Source organism: Pectobacterium sp. F1-1, assembly GCF_025643735.1.
GTDB lineage: Bacteria > Pseudomonadota > Gammaproteobacteria > Enterobacterales > Enterobacteriaceae > Pectobacterium > Pectobacterium colocasium.
In genome coordinates, this window is record NZ_CP104733.1 from 4199359 (window position 1) to 4218728 (window position 19370).

At 54.2% G+C, this 19370-nt stretch carries 15 protein-coding genes and 1 riboswitch; of the genes, 6 read left to right on the forward strand and 9 right to left on the reverse strand.

The genetic code is table 11. The annotated features are described in order from the left end of the window. Positions 1 to 13: 13 nt before the first annotated feature. The 3 genes from frdC to NAL19_RS18775 all read left to right on the forward strand — a co-directional run bounded on the left by frdC (position 14) and on the right by NAL19_RS18775 (position 1486). Positions 14 to 409, forward strand: a complete 396-nt coding sequence (gene frdC / locus NAL19_RS18765; RefSeq protein WP_263059752.1) for a fumarate reductase subunit FrdC — start codon at positions 14 to 16, stop codon at positions 407 to 409. Positions 410 to 423: 14 nt separating this feature from the next. Further along, the gene (frdD, locus tag NAL19_RS18770; protein WP_005972985.1) at positions 424 to 780 is read left to right on the forward strand and encodes a fumarate reductase subunit FrdD; all 357 of its coding nucleotides are present in this window, start codon (positions 424 to 426) and stop codon (positions 778 to 780) included. 121 nt (positions 781 to 901) lie between these two features. Beyond that, positions 902 to 1486, forward strand: coding sequence for a lipocalin family protein (locus tag NAL19_RS18775; RefSeq protein ID WP_263058140.1), 585 nt, complete (start codon positions 902 to 904; stop codon positions 1484 to 1486). Between the two features lie 45 nt (positions 1487 to 1531). Here NAL19_RS18775 and NAL19_RS18780 read toward each other — a convergent pair whose 3' ends face one another. The 3 genes from NAL19_RS18780 to efp form a co-directional block, all read right to left on the reverse strand. Further along, positions 1532 to 1885 (reverse strand): DMT family protein, encoded by a 354-nt coding sequence (locus NAL19_RS18780; RefSeq protein WP_015841889.1) that lies wholly within the window; start codon positions 1883 to 1885, stop codon positions 1532 to 1534. A gap of 113 nt (positions 1886 to 1998) precedes the next feature. Next, a complete protein-coding gene (locus NAL19_RS18785; RefSeq protein ID WP_005972977.1) occupies positions 1999 to 2130 on the reverse strand; it encodes an entericidin A/B family lipoprotein in 132 nt (43 codons plus the stop codon). Positions 2131 to 2312: 182 nt separating this feature from the next. Then, positions 2313 to 2879 (reverse strand): elongation factor P, encoded by a 567-nt coding sequence (gene efp / locus NAL19_RS18790; protein ID WP_180742814.1) that lies wholly within the window; start codon positions 2877 to 2879, stop codon positions 2313 to 2315. Positions 2880 to 2920: 41 nt separating this feature from the next. Between efp and epmB the strand changes: the two genes are divergently transcribed. After that, on the forward strand, positions 2921 to 3973 hold the full coding sequence (gene epmB / locus NAL19_RS18795) for an EF-P beta-lysylation protein EpmB (RefSeq protein WP_225085961.1): 1053 nt from the start codon (positions 2921 to 2923) through the stop codon (positions 3971 to 3973). Between the two features lie 60 nt (positions 3974 to 4033). On the opposite strand, the gene NAL19_RS18800 is transcribed toward epmB, so the two are convergent. Continuing rightward, positions 4034 to 4381, reverse strand: a complete 348-nt coding sequence (locus tag NAL19_RS18800) for a DUF4156 domain-containing protein (RefSeq protein WP_015841893.1) — start codon at positions 4379 to 4381, stop codon at positions 4034 to 4036. Between the two features lie 43 nt (positions 4382 to 4424). After that, complete coding sequence (pgi, locus tag NAL19_RS18805) at positions 4425 to 6074, reverse strand: glucose-6-phosphate isomerase (RefSeq protein ID WP_263058141.1); 1650 nt, start codon at positions 6072 to 6074, stop codon at positions 4425 to 4427. A 216-nt stretch (positions 6075 to 6290) separates the two neighbouring features. Then, a riboswitch (Lysine riboswitch) is annotated at positions 6291 to 6483 on the forward strand. 115 nt (positions 6484 to 6598) lie between these two features. Here pgi and lysC point away from each other — a divergent pair. Next, complete coding sequence (lysC, locus tag NAL19_RS18810; protein ID WP_263058142.1) at positions 6599 to 7975, forward strand: lysine-sensitive aspartokinase 3; 1377 nt, start codon at positions 6599 to 6601, stop codon at positions 7973 to 7975. 369 nt (positions 7976 to 8344) lie between these two features. Here the strand turns inward: lysC and NAL19_RS18815 are convergent, their stop codons facing one another. After that, positions 8345 to 9991 (reverse strand): Na/Pi cotransporter family protein, encoded by a 1647-nt coding sequence (locus tag NAL19_RS18815; protein WP_263058143.1) that lies wholly within the window; start codon positions 9989 to 9991, stop codon positions 8345 to 8347. A 307-nt stretch (positions 9992 to 10298) separates the two neighbouring features. On the opposite strand from NAL19_RS18815, the gene NAL19_RS18820 reads away from it, so the two are divergent. Beyond that, positions 10299 to 11753, forward strand: coding sequence for an anion permease (locus NAL19_RS18820; RefSeq protein WP_263058144.1), 1455 nt, complete (start codon positions 10299 to 10301; stop codon positions 11751 to 11753). Positions 11754 to 11826: 73 nt separating this feature from the next. On the opposite strand, the gene NAL19_RS18825 is transcribed toward NAL19_RS18820, so the two are convergent. The 3 genes from NAL19_RS18825 to metH all read right to left on the reverse strand — a co-directional run bounded on the left by NAL19_RS18825 (position 11827) and on the right by metH (position 19294). Then, positions 11827 to 13932 carry a ferrioxamine B receptor FoxA gene (locus tag NAL19_RS18825; RefSeq protein WP_263058145.1) on the reverse strand — a complete coding sequence of 702 codons (2106 nt, stop codon included), beginning with the start codon at positions 13930 to 13932 and terminating at the stop codon, positions 11827 to 11829. 204 nt (positions 13933 to 14136) lie between these two features. Further along, on the reverse strand, positions 14137 to 15093 hold the full coding sequence (locus NAL19_RS18830) for a helix-turn-helix transcriptional regulator (RefSeq protein ID WP_263058146.1): 957 nt from the start codon (positions 15091 to 15093) through the stop codon (positions 14137 to 14139). Between the two features lie 517 nt (positions 15094 to 15610). Further along, positions 15611 to 19294 carry a methionine synthase gene (gene metH, locus NAL19_RS18835; protein ID WP_263058147.1) on the reverse strand — a complete coding sequence of 1228 codons (3684 nt, stop codon included), beginning with the start codon at positions 19292 to 19294 and terminating at the stop codon, positions 15611 to 15613. Between the last annotated feature and the right edge of the window lie 76 nt (positions 19295 to 19370).

Below are 19370 nucleotides of genomic sequence, written 5' to 3' on the forward strand. Positions count from 1 at the left end.
GGGAGGGACAATGATGACAACTAAACGTAAAGCGTATGTTCGCGACATGTCGCCGACCTGGTGGAAAAAGCTGGGGTTCTACCGCTTTTATATGCTGCGTGAGGGGACGGCTGTCCCCGCCGTCTGGTTCAGCATCGTACTGATGTGCGGCGTTTTCGCACTGAAGAACGGGCCGGAAGGCTGGGCACACTTCGTCAGTTTCCTGCAAAACCCGCTGGTGCTGCTGATTAACATCGTTGCACTACTGGCCGCCGTGCTGCACACCAAAACCTGGTTTGAACTGGCACCGAAGGCCAGCATCATCATCGTTAAAGATGAAAAAATGGGGCCGGAGCCACTCATTAAAGGGCTGTGGGCTGTCACCGTGGTGGTAACCGTAGCCGTTCTGGCGATCGCCTTACTATTCTGAACAGGAGAAATAACGTGATTAACCCAACGCCAAAACGTTCTGACGAACCGCCTTTCTGGGGCCTGTTCGGCGCCGGTGGGATGTGGAGCGCGTTCTTCGCCCCGGTGATTATCCTGCTGGTCGGCGTGATGCTGCCTCTGGGGCTGTTCCCGGATGCGCTAACCTATGAGCGCATCGCCGCGTTCAGCCAGAGCTTTATCGGCCGCGTCTTTTTGCTGCTGATGATTGTGCTTCCGCTCTGGTGTGGCTTACACCGCATCCACCACGCGATGCATGACCTGAAAATCCACGTTCCTGCCGGAAAATGGGTGTTCTACGGTCTGGCGGCAATCCTAACCGTGGTGACCGTCATCGGCGTCGTCACGCTGTAAAGCTCACACCGTAAATTGGTACCTCACGGCCTGCACGACATCGTCGCAGGCCGTTTTATTTCCGCACCTGCACACCCCATCGTCTATACTGGAACAGAGATGAAAACGATGAGACGTCAATATGATGCACTTTAACGCGATTCGCTTTAACACGCTTTTCTTCAAACCCCTGTTACTCACCATCAGGCGCTGCGGAAAAGCCTGCATTGCCGCGCTGGTGGCACTCTTTTCTGTCGCCTGTAGCGTAACGCCGCCCGATAACGTCACCGTCGTGGAAAATTTTAACGTCAATCGCTACCTCGGCACATGGTACGAGATCGCTCGTCTCGACCATCGCTTTGAACGCCATCTGGAACGCGTGACAGCAACCTACAGCCCACGGGATGATGGCGGTATCAAAGTAATCAACCGTGGTTTTAACGTCGAAAAACAGGAATGGAAAGAAAGTACCGGGAAAGCCTACTTCACAGGTTCGCCTCAGCGTGGCGCGCTAAAAGTGTCGTTCTTCGGGCCATTTTATGGCGGTTACAACATTATTGAGCTGGATGACGATTACCGCTATGCCCTGATTTGCGGGCCGAACCGTGACTATCTGTGGATACTCTCACGCACGCCAACGCTGGATGCCGCGACACGCGACAAACTGGTCGCCATAGCCAAACGCTACGGCTTCCCGACAGAAGCGCTTATCTGGGTTAATCAGTAATCTAAGCGTATTGGGCGCAACAATGGGATAACCGGTACGTTATCCCTATCCCATAATCTTATCGCGGAACATAAAGAAAACCGCGCCCAGCAGGCACAGCCCCGCCCAAATATAATCGGTGCGGAACGGTTCTTTTAGAATGATCATTGAGAAAGGGATAAATACGGAAAGGCTGATCACTTCCTGCAATATCTTCAATTGACCGGCAGAAGCAACCTGATAGCCAATCCGATTTGCTGGCACCTGCAAGAGGTATTCGAATAACGCAATCCCCCAACTGACCAACGCGGCAATTATCCAGGTACGGCCGCTGAAATAGCGTAAATGCCCGTACCAGGCAAACGTCATAAATATATTACTCAATGTCAGCATGCCGACAGTAATGAAAATAGGCGACATTATTACTTCTCCGAGTGATCCACTTTCACATTATCTCGCCGCGGGGAAGAAAACACCACAAACGGCATTTTCTTCCACTCGGAAAAGTTATTACGACTTATTTCCTATGTTGATTATTGGGCGCTGCGCTGAATAGCCTTCCCACCCGCCTCAACATCTTGTCCAACCCCTCGGGTGGTATTACACCCAACCACCGCAGAGAGAATAACCAGAGAGAAAATGGCAACAAACGCTTTCTTCAACATACTCGGTTCCTTCTTTATGAGAGTAGGATTTCAACGGTACGAAAGTGACTGCTTTTTAAGCGTAGCCAATTTTAATTCTTGTGGGGATTTTTTCGGATGAGGGGAAAAGCAAGAAGGTGATTTCAATGAGGCTACGGGATCAAAAAAGCCGCCCTTCCAGAAAGGCGGCCTTTTCAGATACATTACTTAACGCGTGAAACGTACTCACCAGAACGCGTGTCAACTCTGACCACTTCGCCGATCTGTACGAACAATGGCACTTTAACGACCGCGCCAGTGCTCAGCGTAGCAGGCTTACCACCTGTTCCTGCGGTATCGCCTTTCAGGCCTGGATCGGTATCGGTGATTTCAGCTTCGATGAAGTTCGGCGGCTGAACAGCGATAGGACGACCATCCCACAGGGTAACGATACATTCAGCGTTGTCCTGCAGCCATTTTGCAGAATCACCAACGGTCTTCTCTTCAACCTGATGCTGTTCAAACGTCTCAGGGTGCATGAAGTGGTAGAACTCACCGTCGTTGTACAGGTAGTTCATGTTGGTATCTACAACATCTGCGCCTTCTGCAGAATCGGTAGATTTGAAGGTTTTTTCAACGCGAGAGCCCGTCAACAGGCGACGCATTTTTACACGAGCAAAAGCCTGGCCTTTACCCGGCTTCACAAATTCACTGGATTCGATGGCATACGGCTCGCCTTCGAACATGATTTTAAGACCGGAACGAAAATCGTTGCTAGAATAAGTCGCCATAAAGGCCCTCTACAATTTAATACTGGTACGAAGCCAAAAAAATGGCACACATTGTAACCCTAAATATACCTTCCAGAGAAGATTGGTTGCAGCAACTTGCAGACGTAATTACCGATCCTGATGAATTACTGCAACTTTTGGCACTGAACGATCACGCTAAACTCCGACAAGGTAACGATGCACGCAGGCTTTTTGCTCTGCGAGTACCACGCGCATTCGCTGCACGGATGCAAAAAGGCAATCCTGACGACCCGTTGCTGCGACAGGTATTGACCGCGCGTGAGGAGTTTATTGCCACGCCAGGCTTCACCCACGATCCACTTGATGAGCAACACAGCGTCGTGCCGGGGTTGCTGCACAAATATCACAACCGCGCGTTATTGCTGGTGAAAGGCGGCTGTGCGGTGAACTGTCGTTACTGCTTCCGCCGCCATTTCCCGTATCAGGATAATCAGGGTAATAAGGCCAACTGGCGTCAGGCACTGGATTATATCCGTCAGCATCCCGAATTGGATGAAATCATTTTTTCCGGCGGCGACCCGCTGATGGCCAAAGACCACGAGCTGGACTGGCTGATCACCGAACTGGAAGCTATCCCACATCTAAAACGCCTGCGCATTCACAGCCGTTTGCCGGTAGTGATCCCCGCCCGCATCACCGACGCGCTGTGCGATCGCCTGTCCCGCAGTTCGCTTCAGGTGCTGCTGGTGACGCATATTAATCATCCGCAGGAAATTGATCCTGATTTAACACAAAGTATGGCGCGTTTGCGCCGCGCTGGCGTGACGCTGCTCAACCAAAGCGTGCTGCTACGCGGGGTGAATGACAGCGCAGAAACGCTCGCCCGGCTCAGCAATGCCTTATTTGACGCAGGCATTCTGCCTTATTACCTGCATGTGCTGGACAAGGTTCAGGGTGCCGCGCATTTTCTGGTGGATGACAACGAGGCGCGCGTCTTGGTCAAAGCGCTCATGAAACAGGTATCCGGCTATTTGGTGCCGCGTCTGGCGCGGGAAATCGGCGGGGAAGCCAGCAAAACGCCGCTGGATTTAGGGATGAAGCAGCATCAGGACGACACTGGGATAGTCGGTTGAGCAATACGTTAGGAAAAGCGGTGAGAGCAACATGTCACTCTCACCGGGTTTTTCTTTAGCTTAAGGGCATTTGTAGACGCTGCCGTTCATTTTGCTGTCCAGCGGCGCAAAGCTTGACCAGAAGGTCTCACTCGGACTGGTTGCGCCATAGACCGTATTGCCCCCCATCGCCGCCGCCTTATTACGCAGATCGTTTGCCGCACCGCGCATAGAACTGCCGTCGCTATGGTTGCCTGCCAGCCAGTTAGACTGGCTACCGCTGGCCTGCCCCAACAGCTGACATTCGCTTCCTGGCTTGGTATCCGTGAACGTCACGGCCTGCCCGGCGGCGCTGAGTTGGCTACTGCTACTGCTGCACCCTGCCAGCAACACTGCCGCGGCTAGTCCCAACAAAATACGAACCTGCATGTCTTCCTCCTTGCGATTGAAAAACCAAAGGGCACAGGCCCGATTAGTTACGCCACGCTTTGAAGCGGTTGATCAGTCCGTTGGTAGAACTGTCATGGCTGTCGATCGTACTGTCATTTTCCAGCTCTGGCAGAATACGGTTCGCCAGTTGTTTACCTAACTCCACGCCCCATTGATCGAATGTGAAGATGTTCAGGATCGCGCCCTGAGTAAAGATTTTGTGCTCATACAGTGCAATCAGCGCGCCCAGGCTGTACGGGGTGATTTCGCGCAGCAGGATCGAGTTGGTCGGGCGATTGCCTTCAAATACTTTAAACGGTGCAACGTGCTCCACGTCTTTGGCACTTTTGCCGGCCGCAGCAAATTCCGCTTCCACCACGTCACGGCTCTTACCAAACGCCAGCGCTTCCGTCTGCGCAAAGAAGTTCGACAGCAGCTTGCTATGGTGATCGCTCAATGGGTTATGACTAATTGCTGGCGCAATGAAATCACACGGAACCAGTTTGGTGCCCTGATGGATCAGCTGGTAGAACGCATGCTGGCCATTCGTGCCCGGTTCGCCCCAGATAATCGGCCCAGTCTGGTAATCCACCGGATTGCCGTTGCGATCGACATACTTTCCGTTAGATTCCATATTTCCCTGCTGGAAATAGGCCGCGAAACGGTGCATGTATTGGTCATACGGCAGAATCGCTTCGGTTTCAGCACCGAAGAAATTGTTGTACCAAATGCCGATCAGCGCCAGCAGCACGGGCAGGTTTTTCTCCGCGGGCGTGGAAGCAAAGTGCTTATCCATCGCGTGCGCGCCGCTGAGCAGTTTTTCAAAATTTTCAAAGCCCAGAGAGAGGATGATCGACAGCCCAATCGCCGACCACAGGGAGTAACGTCCGCCCACCCAGTCCCAGAATTCGAACATGTTGTTGGTATCAATACCAAATTCGCCGACGGCTTTCGCGTTAGTGGACAGCGCGGCAAAGTGTTTGGCAACGTGCTTCTCGTCCTGCGCCGTGTTCAGGAACCAGTCGCGAGCGCTGTGCGCGTTGGTCATGGTTTCCTGCGTGGTGAAAGTTTTTGACGCCACGAGGAACAGCGTGGTTTCTGGGTTCAGCGGCTTCAACGTTTCAGCAATATGCGTGCCGTCAACGTTGGAGACAAAGTGCATGTTGAGGTGGTTTTTATACGGCTTCAGCGCTTCCGTTACCATGAACGGGCCCAGATCGGAACCGCCGATACCGATGTTCACCACGTCGGTGATCGTTTTGCCGGTATAGCCTTTCCACTCACCGCCGATAACGCGTTCGCTGAAATCTTTCATCTTCGCCAGCACCGCGTTGACTTCCGGCATCACATCTTTGCCATCCACGACAATCGGCGTGTTGCTGCGGTTACGCAGGGCAACATGCAGAACGGCACGATCTTCCGTACGGTTGATTTTCTCGCCGGCAAACATGGATTTAATCGCCGCAGACAGGTCGGTTTCCCGCGCCAGCGCGTGCAGTTTTTCCATCGTTTCCGCCGTGATGCGGTTTTTGGAGTAATCCACCAGCATCTGATCGTCGAACGTCGCGGAAAAATGCGCAAAACGATCGCTATCCTGTGCAAACAGCTCGCTGATTTGCACCTCTTTCATCGCGTCAAAATGGGTTTGTAATGCCTGCCAGGCGGCAGTTTGGCTTGGATTGATATTTTTCATAATGCGACTTTCTCTCTAAGCATGAGTTCAAAGTGACTGAATCGATTGTATCCCTTAAAATCCCGATTGAGATCCCTTTTCTTGCTAAAAGCGATTTATGCCCTGTGGTTTACTGACAGCTTGTCGTTTACTGACAGATTGTTTATTGACAGATTGTTTATTGACAGAAACCGCATAACCCGTTATTTGTAACACCGTACTTGCACACTCGGTGTGCAAGCCAGAAGAGGCGCGTCGCCCAGGTAAGGTATCGGAGGAACCGTAATCCACTGATGATATCCGAGGGGGAGCGACGCCGAGATGCGGTGAAATACGGCTTTCACCCTATCGACTACAGAGGCTGAATCCTCTGGGTTGTCACCGGATTCGTCCTGATGGACGTTCAGCAAGGTGGAGCGCTTCTGGGTGTATCGTAGCGATTTTCTACGCCTGCCCCCTACTTCTGCTCTCCCCCTGTGCCAAGGCTGATTAATGGAATGCTGTTGACTGAAAACAGCTTACCCCCTGACACGAGGTTTTTTGACATGTCTGCAACTGAAGTCTCCGCAAACGCGAACTCTACCGTTATTGCCAAATTTGGCGGCACCAGCGTGGCGGATTTTGACGCCATGAATCGCAGCGCCGATGTGGTGTTATCTAATCCCAATGTACGCGTTGTGGTGCTGTCGGCATCGGCGGGTATCACCAATTTACTGGTCGCACTCGCAGAAGGGTTAGCACCGGAAGCGCGCGCAGAGAATCTGGCGAAAATCCGCCAGATCCAATACGCCATCATCGACAAACTCACCAACCAGAGCGTCATTCGCGATGAGATTGACCGCATGCTGGACAGCGTCACCACGCTGTCTGAAGCGGCGGCGCTTGCCACATCGAACGCCCTGACCGATGAACTGGTCAGCCACGGCGAACTGATGTCTACCCTGCTGTTTGTCGAAATCCTGCGCCAGCGCGATGTGGTGGCAGAGTGGTTCGATGTGCGCAAAATCATGCGTACCGACGACAACTTTGGTCGTGCACAGCCGGACTGTGACGTGCTGGGCGAACTGACGCGTAGCCAGTTGCAACCGCGTCTTGAGCAAGGTCTGGTGATCACACAAGGCTTCATCGGTAGTGAAGCAAAAGGCCGCACGACCACATTAGGTCGTGGCGGTAGCGATTATACGGCGGCGCTGCTGGGCGAGGCGCTCAACGTCAGCCGAATTGACATCTGGACTGATGTGCCTGGCATCTACACCACCGATCCTCGCGTGGTGCCGACAGCAAAACGCATCGACCAAATCATGTTTGAAGAAGCGGCCGAAATGGCGACATTTGGCGCGAAAGTCCTGCACCCGGCCACGCTGCTGCCTGCGGTACGTAGCGATATTCCTGTGTTCGTCGGCTCCAGCAAAGATCCCGCCGCTGGCGGTACGCTGGTGTGCAATAAAACCGAAAACCCGCCGCTGTTCCGCGCGTTGGCGCTGCGTCGTAAACAAACGCTGCTCACGCTGTATAGCCTGAACATGCTGCACGCACGCGGCTTCCTGGCCGAAGTGTTCAGTATTCTGGCACGTCACAACATCTCCGTTGACCTGATCACCACATCAGAAGTCAACGTCGCGCTGACGCTCGACACAACTGGCTCCACCTCCACGGGCGACAGCCTGCTGTCCAGCGCCCTGCTGACCGAGCTGTCATCACTGTGTCGTGTCGAGGTTGAAGAGAATCTGTCGCTGGTCGCGCTGATCGGCAACAAGCTGTCTCAGGCCTGTGGCGTCGGGAAGGAAGTATTTGGCGTACTGGAACCGTTCCGTATTCGCCTGATCTGCTACGGTGCCAGCAGCAACAACCTGTGCTTCCTGGTTCCTGGTGACGACGCCGAACGCGTGGTACAGACGCTGCACCGCAGCCTGTTCGAGTAAATTCACGACGCGTAGTCGGTCTCTTCGTCATATTTTTATGCAGACGCGGATTTTGCCGTTATTCGGCGTAAAAAATTATGCTGAGGAGATGGCAGGCTTAGGATGAGCCGCATGGACGCGGCGAAAGCTTGCGCCACGCATGGAGCGTGTCGCAAGCGGTCCGTTAAGCCCGATATCGACGAAGGCACCGCGTCAGCGGCATAATTTCCGCCGAAAGCCTGGGGTCACGGGGCGAGCGGCGTCTGAGCCGTCCCGTGTCGGGCGCGTGCTACGAGGTAGCATGAAAATGGCAGCATTATCGCGCACGAAAGTATCTCTCAGTCAGCATAAAAATAGACGGCTGTATCCAGTGAAACCCCACAAAGAGAATCACAGTGTCAGCGGTGACTCTTCGCGTTCTTCGTCGCCATCCTGTTGCACAATCAAGACGTTATACGCTACCGCACAGAACAGTGAATTCAGTCGGTTCATGTCCCCGAGTAAGCTCAAGTGGAGCGAGCTGGTTTCCAGACTCTGTACGTTGTGCTGATGTAAGCGATCGACGTGCGCGTGCGCATAACGGCGGTTCATAATGCGGAAGCGGTGTTTGGCACGACGCAAGCGTTTCGCGCTGGTGATATCCTCCGACAGGAAAACCGATAGCCCCAGACGCAGATTCGCCAGCAGTTGTTCATGCAGTTGATTCAGCTCTTCCAGCCCCTGTGCAGAAAACGCCATCCGCACGCCGGAGGAATGATTGGCGATGTCGTCTGCCATGCGCTCGATAATATCTCCCGCCTGTTCCAGATTCAGCGCCACTTCGATCACTTCAGCCCAGCGTCGGGAATCCCGCTCATCCAACCCGTCTTTCTGAATCTGCGCCAGATAGAGCTTAATCGCGGTGTAAAGAATATCGACATCATCATCGAGTCGACGAATCTCCCGGCGCTGCATATGGTCGCCCTGCAACACGTCGCGGTACAACCGCAGCATCTGCTCCAGCACATCGCCAATTCGCAGCGTTTCCCGCGCAGCATTGGTCAACGCCAGCGCTGGCGTGTCCAACGAGCTGGTGTCCAAATGGCGCGGTTTCATCTGAAGATCGGCCTGCGGTGAGTCCGCAATCATCGCACAAGACAGGCGTGCCACCACGCTGGTAAGCGGAATCAGCAGCAGGCAACGAATCAGGTTGTAGAACAGGTGGAAATAAATCACCAGTTCTTCGGCACCCAGCGGAATACGCGTCAGCCAGCGCGAAAGCGGCTCAACCAGCGGCATCACGACCAGACACCCGATCAGCTTGAACAGCATGCTGCCGAGCGCCACCCGTCGCCCCTCCGCATTCTGCGTCGAGGTGCTCATCATCGTCAGTAATCCGCTGCCCAGATTGGCACCAATGACCAGACACATCGCCACTTCCAGCGAAATCACACCGCTTGCCGTCAACGTTGCCGTCAGCAGCACCGCTGCCAGACTGGAATAGGTAATCACCGCGAACAGCGCGCCAGCCAGCGCGTCCAGCATGACGTCACCCGTCAGCGAGGAAAACAGCACCTTCACGCCCGACGTCTGCGTGATCGGGGCCGCAGCCACGACAATCATTTCCAGCGCCAGCAGAATCAGCCCGAGCCCGATCGCCACACGGCCAATCTGACCAACCCGCGTCTGCTTGCGGCTAAGGAAGAAGATTACGCCAAGAAAAATCAGCAGCGGAGACAGCCAGGACAGGTCGAACGTCAGAATTCGCACCATCAGTGCCGTCCCGACATCAGCCCCGAGAATAATCACCAGCGCAGGCGTTAGCGCCACCAATCCCTGTGAGACAAACGAGGTCGTCAGCAGCGCGGTCGCATTGCTACTCTGCACCAGCGCAGTAACACCAATGCCCGCCATAAAAGCCAACGGTTTTTTCTCAACGCTGTCGCTGAGAACCCGCCGTAGCTGGGTGCCATAAACCCGCATGATACCGGTACGGACAATGTGAGTGCCCCACACCAGTAACGCAATCGCAGAAAGGAGATTCAGCAGTGTTAACAAAAAGTCCGCGCCTCCAGCTAATCATGTGTTGATGAAAGACAATCTGTTGATGACGTAATAAACCATCATCTTACCAGATGTTAGCAGGCCATACTGCGAGGCAGCCCGCGTCAGAGCAAAATCATCCCGGCAATAAATTAATGATAAAAAATTAATTAACTGAAAATATTAAAAAAACAGAATCCAGATCAATAAGCCGATGATTTTGCCTCACGCCTTCCCTGGTTAGCGCTATGCTCTTTTTATCCCTATAATTTTTATGGGTTATAACCCCGCAGTATTCCGCTAGCTCGTGTAAGGAAAATGGATGAAGACGAAAACCTCTTATGGACTGAACTGGTTCCCGCTGATCGTTATTGTTGCCATCGCCGCCTTTTTTTGGCACATGGAACCCCCAACCGGCTTAAGCCCGGCAGCCTGGCACTCCGCCGTCATTTTCGTCGCAACGATCGTGTGTATTGTCGCGAATGTTCTCCCGATTGGGGCCATCGGTATTATCAGTATCACGCTCTTTGCGCTGACGTATGCCGCGGGGGATACAACGGCCAGCGGCGCGATACAAACGGCACTCAGCGACCTGAACAGCTCGCTGATTTGGCTGATTGTTGTCGCCTTCATGATCGCACGCGGCTTTATCAAAACGGGGCTAGGTCGCCGCATCGCCTTGCAGATGATCCGCTTGCTTGGAAAGCGCACGCTGGGTCTGGCTTACGGGCTAGCTTTTGCCGATCTGGTGCTTTCCCCCGCCATGCCGAGCAACACCGCACGCTGCGGCGGGATTATTTATCCCATTGCCGACTCTCTATCGCGCAGCTTCGATTCCAAACCGGAAGATGCCTCGCGCAGTAAGATTGGTACCTTCCTGATTACCTGCATTGGTAACGTTAACGACGTGACGGCGGCGCTGTTTATGACCGCTTACACCGGCAACCTGCTGGCGGTGAAACTCGCAGCCAACGCGGGCGTAACCATTACCTGGGGAAGCTGGTTTCTGGCGGCGCTCGTGCCCTGCTTAATTTCTCTGGCGGTTGTCCCGCTGCTCGTCTATTGGCTAACCAAGCCGGAAATTCGCCATACGCCGGATGCGCCAAAACTGGCCGTCGCCGAACTGGCCAAAATGGGCAACATGAGCCGCGGTGAATGGCTGATGGCATTTACTGTCATCCTGCTGCTGGTGCTGTGGATTTTTGGCGACCGCTTAGGCGTGGATGCCACGACGGCCTCGTTCGTCGGGCTGTCTTTCCTGCTGTTAACCGGCGTACTGAGCTGGGAAGACGTGAAGAGCGAGAAAGGCGCCTGGGATACGCTGATTTGGTTCGCTGCCCTGCTGATGATGGCGAATCAGTTGAAAAAACTCGGCTTCACTAACTGGTTTGGCGATCTCATCGGCAGCAACATCGGCCACCTGATGCAGGGAACCAGTTGGGTATTGGTGCTGTTGTTGCTGAATGCGGCCTATTTTTACACCCACTATTTCTTCGCCAGCGGCAACGCGCAGATCGCCGCGCTTTTTGCGGTGTTCCTCGGTGTCGGGATCAACCTGAACATTCCCGCAGTGCCGATGGCGTTCATGCTGGCATTTACCAGCAGCCTGTACTGTTCACTGACGCAATATACCCACGCACGCGGCCCCATCCTGTTCGGCGCGGGCTACGTGCCCACTGCAATCTGGTGGCGCACGGGTTTCGTCGTCAGTCTGGTCAATCAGGCGATCTTTATGAGCGCGGGTCTGCTGTGGTGGAAGGTCATTGGCTTGTATTGATCGTTAGCGAATACATGATATGCAAAAGCCGGGTTACCCCGGCTTTTTCTTTGCATTGCAGCAACACACGCGATCAGAACGAATAAGAGACGCTGCCGACGACGCTGCGTTCGGCACCGAAGTAGCAGAACTCCAGCGAGTTACAGGCGGAGACATAGCGTTTGTCGGTCAGGTTGTTCACATTAAGCTGCGCGCTCAATCCTTTCAGACCCACTTTCGAGAGATCGTATCCCACAGCCAGATCCACCAGCGTATAGGACGGTAGCGTATGGGTATTGGCACGATCGGAGGTCACACCATTCACGTAACGCACACCGGAACCTATCGTCAGGCCGTCCAACGGACCGCTTTTGACATCATAGCTGGCCCAGGCGCTGGCCTGATTGCGCGGCGCATACACCGCACGTTTTCCTTGCTCAGCCACACTGCTCTTCTTATAGCGAATATCCGTATAGGTATAAGCCGCTTGCAGGCGCAGATTCTCCGTAACATGGCTCACGGCCTCCAGCTCCACCCCTTCCGATTCAATTTCACCCACGGAACGGTAAGGGTCGTTAGGCTGAACTTTGGTCGCTACGTTCTTCTGATTAATACGGAATACCGACAGGCTGTACTGATCTTGAGAGCCTTCAGGCTGATACTTCATCCCGGCTTCCCACTGCTTGCCTTTCATCGGTTCCAGTACGTTGCCGTTATCATCAGCGAAGCTGGTCGGCGTAAAGGCCGTGGAATAGCTGACATACGGCGCAAAACCATTGTCAAACAGGTAGAGCAACGCGGCACGCGAGCTAAAGTTGTTTTTATCCAACTCGCTGTGCGTTCCTTTCGTCTGGTTAATGTGGGTGACCTTCACCTGATCGTGACGACCGCCCAACGTTAAACGCCAGCGTTCCCAGCTCATTTGATCCTGCACATAGATGCCGGTTTGTTGCAGCTTGTGCTTTTCCAGCGTGCCAGACATGCCTGTTGGCCCAGCACCGTAAACAGGGTTAAATGCGTCGATCGCCGGGAAGGAACCCGAAGGCCAGTCCATATTGTTATTACGCTGCTGATAATCGATACCCACCAGCAGACGATGGTTTACCGCACCGGTATCCACGCTACCATCAAGCTGGTTATCTAATGTGATCGCCGACAGCGACTCACGGGAACCGGAGTAGTAGCGGGTCAGCGTATCGGCGCTCGGCTGCGTCCAGCCATAGGCATATACCTGATCCAAATGCACCTTGGTACGCAGATAACGCAGTTTTTGGCGTACTGCCCAGCCGCTATCAAAACCGTGCTCAAAGTTGTATCCCACCATGTTTTGCTTACGGTCGTATTTCTCATAATTCTCTTCCCCTTCATAGAAGGTGTTCGAAATTTTCTGCCCGTTATGCGCCACCACGGTGCCTTCATACGGTAAACCCGAGTGGCTGCCTCCCTCAGGATCGCGTTGCAGGTAAGCCATAAATTCCAGACGAGTTTTGTCGGAAATCCGCCACAACAGGCTAGGCGCAACCGCATAACGTTCTTCTTTCAGCGGCCCAAATTGCGTATCCGCCTCACGCACCATCCCGCCTAGGCGGAACGCAAAACGTTCGTCATCATCCAACGGTCCGGTAACGTCAAACGCCGCACCACGCTGCGCATTGTTGCCTGCGAACAGTTTGATCTGTCCGCTGCGATCGAACGACGGCTGACGGGAATTCAGCGCCACAATCCCGCCCGGAGAAGAACGCCCGTAGAGTACAGACGCCGGGCCTCTGACCACTTCAATGCTGTCGAGGAACCAGGGATCGATAACCAGTGAGCTATGGGAGTTGGTATCTCCCATCACCTTTAGCCCATCAAGATAGACATTATCCAGACTGCCGTCGGAAAAGCCGCGTAATACCATGTAGTCAAAACGATTAGACGCGCCAATCTGGTTGTTATACACACCCGGTGTATAGCCAACCGCCTGCCGAACGCTGGTCGCGCCCTGTTCCTGAATCTGATCGCGCGTAATGATAGAAACAGCCTGAGGAGTCTCGATATCCGGCGTTTCCAGCTTGGTAGCCCCGCGTTGCGTTTGAGACGTGACGACTAACGTATCACCCTGAGAAGAAGAGGATGGCGTATCCTGCGCCAGTACCGACACCGTCAATCCACTGGTGAAACAGCCAACCACCAGCGCCAGCCGCGTTTTTCTGAACATGGGAATCTCCACAGACCTTATTATTGTAAATAAGAATTATTACTGTTTTCGGTCTGGCGATAGCTATGCGCAGTGACAGCTTACGTATGCGCAATGACAAAATGGGAACTCAGCGAGAAAACGCCAGACGAGCGGCACGGCGGAAAAGTCAGGCGTAAAGGGTCAATGAGTTGATGTGGATTGATGTTGATAAGAAAAGAAACGCTAGCTGACCATCCGCACATCGCTTGGCGCCATACCGTAACGCCGCCGGAAAGCCGTGGCAAAGTTGGTCGCGTGCTGGTAACCCGACATCCAGGCCGCCTGCTGAACGCTGTATCCCTGCACCAGATAGCGCCGAGCCAGTTCCAGCCGACAGTCACGCAGGTAATCAAAAACCGAATGGCCATATGCCTGACGAAACTTGGTGCGCAGGCTGCTGCTGCTCATCGCGGCCAACTGCGCCAGTTCATTAAGGGTGTACGCTTTTTCAGGCTGTTGCGCCATAAGCCGCCGGACGTTCTCCAGACGCTCTTGTTCACCAGGTGGAGGCAATACGCGCCGTTCCCCGCCACGTTGTCCGAATGACAGGCCTTGCCCCAGCAGCTGTAGCATTACGCCTTCCAGCATCAGCTGGCGCGATAGCCCCGGTGTTGTGTTTTCCAGCGCGTGCTGCAACCCAGATAATAAATAGCCGGGAACCTGCCATAAAAACGTCGGATTCCCCCCCTGTTCCCACTCGTTCAGCAACGAGCCTAACAGCGGATCCAAAGCGAAGGTGGTGGGAAAAATACCCAGCGATACGGTGCGAAGGTGACAATCCGCAAGGTGGCTGGCGTTCATGACTAACGGGTCGCCCAGCCGAGTGCTGAATGCCATACCGGCTCGCACCACAAACTCCTTACCGCTCAGGCGCAATGCAACGCACCCTTCCAGCACCACCAGCGTATAAAACGGGCAACAGTGCAAAGACGTCGATTCGTAGGGCTGCAACACGCGCACGTTGGAATTCGTCAGGCAAATACCGGAGGAGAGCGTCATTTCTTCGACATCACCCTGCACGACGATACGTTTTTCTTTCATACGATCGCGGCAAGACGACAGCTGCGGGAAGTGGTAATCGATCCCGTAGCGTTCGCCGATGTCGAAGAAATCCTCAATGGAAAAGAGTCGTTTTAGCATGAGCGGGAAGATACCCTCACCCTGTTTAACGCCCAGAATCAGGCCTGCGGTTAGTGGAAATGCGTGGAATGAAAACAGAACAGCGCTTTCTGCTTAATTGATGCTCACCTTACCATTACCATGAAATCGCATCAATAAGACTGATAACTATTCTCATTGAAATGCATTCTAAATCCTGAACACCTTAGTTAGCGTAGGGAAGGTTCTTTGGCTGGCATCAGAAATCATGCTGAGGTATCAGTGAACGCCGAGTGAGCGACAGGACGTCGCGAGAGCCAGTGCCGCGTAGGGAACGCGTCACTGGCGGCTCGATAAGCGTTCAATGATTCCGAAGGCACCGCGTAGCGGCAGGATTTCAGCCAATAGCCTGGGTACATAGGGCAAGCGGCGTTTGAGCTGCCCTATGTCGGGCGTGGCGCTAGTGTCACAGAGAAAAATGTGGCTTATCACGCACGAAACACCCACCCTGCAATACATAATTCAGACAACAATATCAGTAAGTCACTTACTCAATTCCTTAATCGGCATCATAGCCGAGGTTTGGTGCTAACCAGCGCTCTACCTCGCTCACTTCCATGCCTTTGCGCACCGCGTAATCTTCTACCTGATCGTGCTGGATTTGTGCGACGGCGAAGTATTTGCTGCCGGGGTGGCTGAAATACCAGCCAGATACCGATGCACCCGGCCACATGGCATAAGACTCGGTTAACTTCATGCCAGTATGTTTTTCCACATCCAGCAACTGCCAGATTTGCACTTTCTCCGTGTGATCCGGGCAAGCCGGATAGCCCGGTGCAGGGCGAATACCCTGATAGTTTTCTCGAATCAGCAGCTCATTACTGAGGTTCTCATTCGGCGCATAGCCCCAGTACACCTTACGCACACGCTCATGCAGGTATTCCGCAAAGGCTTCCGCCAGACGGTCAGAGATCGCCTTCACCATGATCTTGTTGTAATCATCATGCTGAGCTTCCCATTGATCGGCCAACATATCTTCTTCCAGCCCGCCAGTGACCGCAAAGGCACCGAGATAATCTGGCTTACCGCTAGACTTCGGCGCCACGAAGTCGGACAGGCAATAATTCGGGAAGTCAGTTTTCTCCGTCTGCTGGCGCAGATGGTGGCTGACTGACAGCACCGTTTCACGCCGTTCATCGGTATAAATCACGACGTCATCCCCAACGCGGTTCGCCGGGAATAAGCCCACCACACCACGGGGGTTCAGCGCACCGCGCGCGGATAAATCATCCAGCATCGCGTTGGCATCGGCAAACAGGCGTTTAGCCTCTTCTCCCACCACCTCATCTTCCAGAATGCGAGGATATTTTCCCGCCAGCGACCAGGTCATAAAGAACGGCGTCCAGTCGATGTAGTTGCGCAGCGTTTCAATGCTGGCCGTCACTTCCTGAACGCCCAACCGATGCGCCACCGGCGGCGTGTAGTTTTCCCAATCTAAATCGGAGGCGTTAGCGCGAGCCGCTTCCAGCGTCACGGGCGGCGTTCGCGGTTTTTTACGCGCGTGCTGAATGCGCACGGTTTCGTACTCTTTACGGGTGCGCGCGACAAAGTCGTCATATTGCGTACTGGACAGCAGCGCTGACACCACACCAACAGAGCGGGACGCATTCTGCACGTAGACCGTCGGGCCGCTGTAGTTTTGTTCAATCTTCACGGCGGTGTGCGCTTTAGAGGTCGTCGCGCCGCCAATCAGCAGCGGCAGCGTAAAGCCCTGGCGCTCCATTTCTTTCGCCACGTTAACCATTTCATCCAGCGACGGCGTAATCAGCCCGGACAGCCCGATGATATCGACGTTCTCTTCACGCGCGGTCTTCAGGATCTTATCCGTCGGCACCATCACGCCCAGATCGATAATTTCGTAGTTGTTACATTGCAGCACCACGCCGACGATATTCTTACCGATGTCGTGAACATCGCCTTTAACCGTCGCCAGCAGGATCTTGCCGGCTGACGTCCCTTTGGCCTTGCTGGCTTCAATATAGGGTTCGAGATAGGCCACCGCCTGCTTCATCACGCGGGCAGATTTCACCACCTGCGGCAAAAACATTTTCCCCGCGCCAAACAGATCGCCGACCACGTTCATGCCATCCATCAGCGGACCTTCAATCACCTCTATCGGCCGTGCAGCCTGCTGGCGCGCTTCTTCGGTGTCCAGCTCAATGAATTCGGTAATGCCTTTAACCAGCGAATATTCCAGACGCTTCTTCACATCCCAGCCGCGCCATTCCGCCTGCGTTTTACTGCCTTCATCTTCTGTTTTGCTGCCGCGGTATTTTTCTGCCAGTTCAAGCATACGTTCGGTGGCATCTCTGCGGCGGTTAAGGATCACATCCTCCACCGCATCGCGCAGTTCAGCAGGGAGATCGTCATAGATCGCCAACTGCCCGGCATTCACGATCCCCATGTCCATGCCGTTGCGGATCGCGTGATAAAGGAAAACAGCGTGGATCGCCTCACGGACCAGATCGTTACCGCGGAATGAGAACGACACGTTGGACACGCCGCCGGAGATCATCGCATGAGGCAGTTGCGCCTTGATATCTGCACAGGCTTCGATGAAATCCACCGCGTAGTTGTTGTGCTCGTCGATGCCCGTTGCCACGGCGAAAATGTTCGGGTCGAAAATAATGTCTTCTGGCGGGAAACCGACTTCTTCCGTCAGGATGCGGTACGCCCGGCTACAAATCTCAATTTTGCGCGCGCGGGTGTCTGCCTGCCCGACTTCATCAAAGGCCATCACTACCACGGCTGCGCCATAGCGCCGCACCAGCTTAGCGTGATGGATAAAGGCCTCAACGCCTTCCTTCATGGAGATTGAGTTAACAATCCCTTTGCCCTGAATGCATTTAAGCCCTTTCTCAACCACATCCCATTTTGAGGAGTCGATCATGATCGGCACACGGGCGATATCAGGCTCACCGGCAATCAGATTCAGGAAGCGGATCATCGCCGCTTCCGCATCCAGCATGCCTTCATCCATGTTGATATCGATGATCTGCGCACCGCTTTCCACCTGCTGACGGGCAACATCCAGCGCTTCGTTGTATTTCTCTTCTTTGATCAGACGTTTAAAACGTGCGGAGCCGGTAACGTTCGTCCGCTCCCCGACGTTAACAAACAGCGTGTTGGCATCGATATTCAGCGGTTCCAGGCCGGATAAGCGGCAGGCGACCGGAATCTCCGGCAGCTTGCGCGGCGGCACGCCTTCCACCACTTTCGCCATCGCGGCAATGTGTGCGGGCGTCGAGCCGCAGCAGCCGCCAACAATATTCAGAAAGCCGGAACGCGCCCATTCGCCGATATGTTTCGCCATGTCGGCCGGATCCAGATCGTACTCCCCAAAGGCGTTGGGCAGGCCTGCATTGGGGTGGGCGCTCACATAGCATTCTGAAATACGGGACAGCTCGGCGACATACTGGCGCAGCTCATCTGGCCCCAGTGCACAGTTCAGACCGAAGGAAAGCGGGCGCGAATGGCGCAGGGAGTTGTAAAAGGCTTCCGTGGTTTGGCCGGATAGCGTACGCCCCGACGCATCGGTGATCGTGCCGGAAATCATCACCGGCAATGTGATCCCTAATGCTTCAAATTCGCTTTCAACTGCGAAACTCGCCGCTTTGGCATTCAAGGTATCGAAAATGGTTTCGATCATGATCAGATCGACGCCGCCTGCGATCAGTGCGCGTGTCGATTCGCGATACGCCTCCACCAGTTGATCAAAACTGACGTTGCGAAACGCCGGATCGTTTACATCGGGAGAGATCGACGCAGTACGGTTGGTCGGGCCGAGCACACCAGCAACATAACGCGGTTTATGCGGCGTTAATGCCGTCCATTTATCCGCGCAGGCGCGCGCGAGCTGTGCGGCGACGGTATTCATTTCCGCCGACAGCGACTGCATATCATAGTCCGCCATCGCAATGGTGGTGGCATTGAAGGTGTTGGTTTCGAGAATGTCGGCACCAGCTTCCAGATAAGCATCATGGATTTCGCTAATCACCTGCGGCCTGGTGAGCACCAGCAGATCGTTATTTCCCTTCACATCGCTCGGCCAGTCGGCAAAGCGCTCGCCGCGATAATCTGCTTCCTGTAGGCGATAACCCTGGATCATGGTTCCCATACCACCATCCAGCACCATAATGCGTTGCGCCAACTGGCGCCGTAATTCATCTACCCGATTACTCACGCGAACCCCATTCCCGGCCAATAAATACGCTATCTATTGCGTCTATCCTAGCATAAGTAATGAACACACTAACGCC

Bases quoted from the DNA above. Each gene is read 5' to 3' on its own strand.
- efp (WP_180742814.1), bottom strand. From the start codon at position 2,879: ATGGCGACTTATTCTAGCAACGATTTTCGTTCCGGTCTTAAAATCATG.
- NAL19_RS18780 (WP_015841889.1), bottom strand. From the start codon at position 1,885: ATGTCGCCTATTTTCATTACTGTCGGCATGCTGACATTGAGTAATATA.
- NAL19_RS18820 (WP_263058144.1), top strand. From the start codon at position 10,299: ATGAAGACGAAAACCTCTTATGGACTGAACTGGTTCCCGCTGATCGTT.
- NAL19_RS18785 (WP_005972977.1), bottom strand. From the start codon at position 2,130: ATGTTGAAGAAAGCGTTTGTTGCCATTTTCTCTCTGGTTATTCTCTCT.
- NAL19_RS18825 (WP_263058145.1), bottom strand. From the start codon at position 13,932: ATGTTCAGAAAAACGCGGCTGGCGCTGGTGGTTGGCTGTTTCACCAGT.
- NAL19_RS18800 (WP_015841893.1), bottom strand. From the start codon at position 4,381: ATGCAGGTTCGTATTTTGTTGGGACTAGCCGCGGCAGTGTTGCTGGCA.
- NAL19_RS18830 (WP_263058146.1), bottom strand. From the start codon at position 15,093: ATGCTAAAACGACTCTTTTCCATTGAGGATTTCTTCGACATCGGCGAA.
- NAL19_RS18775 (WP_263058140.1), top strand. From the start codon at position 902: ATGATGCACTTTAACGCGATTCGCTTTAACACGCTTTTCTTCAAACCC.
- pgi (WP_263058141.1), bottom strand. From the start codon at position 6,074: ATGAAAAATATCAATCCAAGCCAAACTGCCGCCTGGCAGGCATTACAA.
- frdC (WP_263059752.1), top strand. From the start codon at position 14: ATGACAACTAAACGTAAAGCGTATGTTCGCGACATGTCGCCGACCTGG.
- epmB (WP_225085961.1), top strand. From the start codon at position 2,921: ATGGCACACATTGTAACCCTAAATATACCTTCCAGAGAAGATTGGTTG.
- lysC (WP_263058142.1), top strand. From the start codon at position 6,599: ATGTCTGCAACTGAAGTCTCCGCAAACGCGAACTCTACCGTTATTGCC.